The following is a 3,296-nucleotide window of genomic DNA, read 5'->3' as shown; positions in this document are numbered from 1 at the left end:
GCTGGAGCTTCACGAAGAACATGAAGGGGAACAGCTGCCCGCCGTGCGTGTGCCCGGACAGCTGTAGATCCACGCCCAGCCCGCGCGCCAGGAAGGCCGTGCGCGGCTGATGCGCCAGGAGCAGGCGCGGCACCCCCTCCGGCGCGCCCGCCAGCGCCAGGTCCGGCCGGCACGCATGCGCCGGATCCATCCGCCCCCCCTCGTGGTCCGTCACCCCCGCCACGACGAGCCGGGCCTCCGAGCGCTCCACGATGCGGTGCTCGTTGTGCAGCACGGTGAGGCCCAGCCGCGACACCTCCGCGGCCCAGGCGGCGCCCCCGTGGTAGTACTCGTGGTTGCCGGTGACGAAGTAGACGCCGAGCGGCGCGCGCAGCTCGGACAGCGGCTTCACCTCCTCGCGCAGCGTGCGCACGCTGCCGTCCACCAGATCCCCCGTCACTGCGATGATGTCCGGCTGCAGGGCGTTCACCTGCTCCACGACGCGCCGCAGGAAGTGCCGATCCAGCGTGGGGCCGATGTGGATGTCCGAGATCTGCACCACGCGCACGCCGTGCAGCCCCGCGTCCAGCTTCGCCATGGGGATCTTCAGCCGCTCCACCCGAGCCCGGCCGCGCGCCGTGACGAACGCGAAGGCGAGCGCCGGCACCACCACCGCGAGCACGCCCACCGCCTTGCCGCGCGCGAGCGCCTGGGCCTCGGGCGCCGTGCCTGACAGGCCCCACACCGCGCTGACAAGATCCGCCACCAGCACAGCGGTGAGCAGCAGGCCGAACGTGCCCAGCCACAGCATGGACGTCCAGTAGAGCGCCTGGTTCAGCAGGGTGGGCCGGCGGCGCGAGGCCATGAACCCGAGCGGGATGGAGCAGAAGAGGAGCGCCAGCGCCACCCACCCCAGCGCCGTCCACGGCTGCCCGAGGCTCGGATCGGACACCAGCCGCAGCCCGAGGTAGCCGTGCAGGCCTCCCACGAGGCCCACCGCGAAGAGCATGGCCGCCAGCCCTCGGATGATGAGGCCGATGGGGACCTGGCTCAGGGGGACACCGTCTTGCTGCGACTCTCGCGCCGTGCCCTGGGAGAACTCCGCCATCCGTCGCTCCGCTCGCGGCGCCGACCCTTCGCCGATTCCGAGAATCCCACCATAACGAGGTGCCCTGGGAAGCGCCCGACATCCGGCAGGCGGCCCTGGCGCCAGCCTCCCCCCTGTGGTGGGCCTCGCCCGCCAGGCGGCAGGGCCCCCTGCGGCTTGAGCGGAGACGCCCAGGCCGTGGCGACACTGGGGCTCCTGCTCGACACACCCTGAGCCTCCGTGCGGGTTATGGTTCGCGCCGCTCAACCCTCTCACGGAGTAGCGGCATGGCACAGATGCATGAGGTGGACTTCGAGATTCACGGCGGCGACATGCAGTTCGTCGAGGTGGAGCTGGACCCGAACGAGGCGGCGGTCGGTGAGGCCGGCGCGATGATGTACATGGACGACGACATCGAGATGGAGACCATCTTCGGTGACGGCGCGGAGAAGAAGGGCGGCTTCTTCGGCTCGCTGCTGGGCGCGGGCAAGCGGCTGCTGACGGGCGAGTCGCTCTTCACCACGGTGTTCTTCAACCGGGGGAGCGGCAAGCGCAAGGTGGCCTTCGCCGCGCCGTACCCTGGGCGCATCCTCCCGGTGGAGCTAGGCAAGCTGGGTGGCGAGCTGATCGCCCAGAAGGACAGCTTCCTGGCGGCGGCCAAGGGCGTGTCGCTGGGCATCGCCTTCCAGAAGAAGCTGGGCGTGGGCCTGTTCGGCGGCGAGGGCTTCATCATGCAGCGCCTGCAGGGGGACGGGCTGGCCTTCCTACACGCGGGCGGCTCGCTGCTCGAGCGGACGCTCGCACCGGGCCAGACGCTGCGCGTAGACACGGGCTGCATCGTCGCCTTCCAGCCGAGCGTCGAGTACGACATCCAGATGGTGGGCGGCATCAAGACGGCCTTCTTCGGAGGCGAGGGCCTCTTCTTCGCCACGCTGCGGGGGCCGGGCACGGTGTGGCTGCAGTCGCTCCCGCTCAGCCGGCTCTCGGGACGCATCCTCGCGGCCGCGGGGCCGACCGGCTCCCGGGGTGAGGGCAGCGTGCTCGGCAGCGTGGGGCTCGGCGGGCTGCTCGGCAGCGATGACGATTAGCCGCTACGCCCGTCTGCGGAGGCGCGCGGCGCCCAGGCCCAGCAGCACCACCACGGCTCCGAGCCCCACTCCGGGCGAGGAGCCGCACCCGCAGCCCACCTCGAGCGCTCCGGGCGACTTCACCTCGAAGCGCGTCACCGGCGAGGCGAGGCCGGCCTTGCCTGCCTCGTCCCACGCACGGGCCATGACGCTGTGAGCTCCCAGGGCCAGCTGCTGCTCGGCGGTGAGCACGTAGCGGAAGCGCCGCTGCTCATCCAAGGGCACGCGCACTACCTCCACCCCATCCACCTCGAGGCCCACCGAGACGCCGCCCCGGCTCGTCCCGGCGAACAGGGGCGTGGGGTTCACTGCCTCGCCCTCCGCAGGGTGCACGAGCACCGGCGCGTCTCCGGTCATGCCTCCATCCCCTGGCGTCGCCACGTCGAAGCGGCTCGGCGCGGACAGCGGGCTGTGGGAGCCCACCTCCTCCGCCGAGGCCCGCAGCTCGTGCGCGCCCACCGTGAGATCCGCGGGCACGTTGTACGAGAAGGCCCCGGTGCTGTCCGGCACCACCGAGACGTACGCCACCCCCTCCAAGAACAGGTGGACGATGACTCCCGGATCCGCGGTGCCCTGGATGCGGGGCCTCGACGCCACACCCGTGGAGCCGTCCACCGGCGAGGTCAGCACAGGCGTAGCAGGCACCCGGAATGGCGCCAGGTACGTCTTCTCGGAGCCGTAGGAGGCACCTGAGTCAATCAGGCTCGGGCCTGCGCCAAAGCTGTCCCCCGCCGCCGTCGACTGGCCTGGGAACCCGGCCACCACCGAGACGGGACACTCGATGGACTCGCCCTGGAGGAAGACGACGCCACCCCCACCCCCGCCCCCGGGACCGGACTCACTCGTCGTGTGCCGGGTATCTCCGCCCGCGCCACCCGAGGCCTGCGCGACACCACACTTCAGCGCTCGCGCGGAACGGACGGAGACGGTACCGCCCGCACCGCCGCCACCCGCACCATCATCGGTCGCGGAGACAACGAAGTCCGCGGAGGCGCCCTTGGCGCTGAACTTGCCCGTGCCCACCACCTCCCCCGCGCGGAGGATCACCACCCCGCCGCCGGCCGCGCCTGCTGTGCCCAGATCCACGTGACCGCCACCTGCGC

At 71.9% G+C, this 3,296-nt stretch carries 2 protein-coding genes and 1 pseudogene; 1 reads left to right on the top strand and 2 read right to left on the bottom strand.

The genetic code is table 11. The features are described 5' to 3' along the window. The coding region (locus tag VD972_RS32920; protein WP_324992756.1) for a metallophosphoesterase at window positions 1–1,087 on the bottom strand (1,087 nt) is incomplete at its 3' end. Window positions 1,088–1,353: 266 nt separating this feature from the next. On the opposite strand from VD972_RS32920, the gene VD972_RS32915 reads away from it, so the two are divergent. After that, window positions 1,354–2,154 carry a TIGR00266 family protein gene (locus tag VD972_RS32915; RefSeq protein WP_324992755.1) on the top strand — a complete coding sequence of 267 codons (801 nt, stop codon included), beginning with the start codon at window positions 1,354–1,356 and terminating at the stop codon, window positions 2,152–2,154. A 3-nt stretch (window positions 2,155–2,157) separates the two neighbouring features. Here VD972_RS32915 and VD972_RS32910 read toward each other — a convergent pair. Continuing rightward, window positions 2,158–3,296: pseudogene (locus VD972_RS32910) on the bottom strand (hemagglutinin); the annotation flags it as partial.

This window comes from Hyalangium sp. (assembly GCF_035629615.1).
In the GTDB taxonomy this organism is placed as follows: Bacteria; Myxococcota; Myxococcia; order Myxococcales; family Myxococcaceae; genus Hyalangium.
The sequence above is the reverse complement of the archived record's forward strand: the minus strand, read 5'-3'. Positions and strand labels throughout refer to the sequence as shown.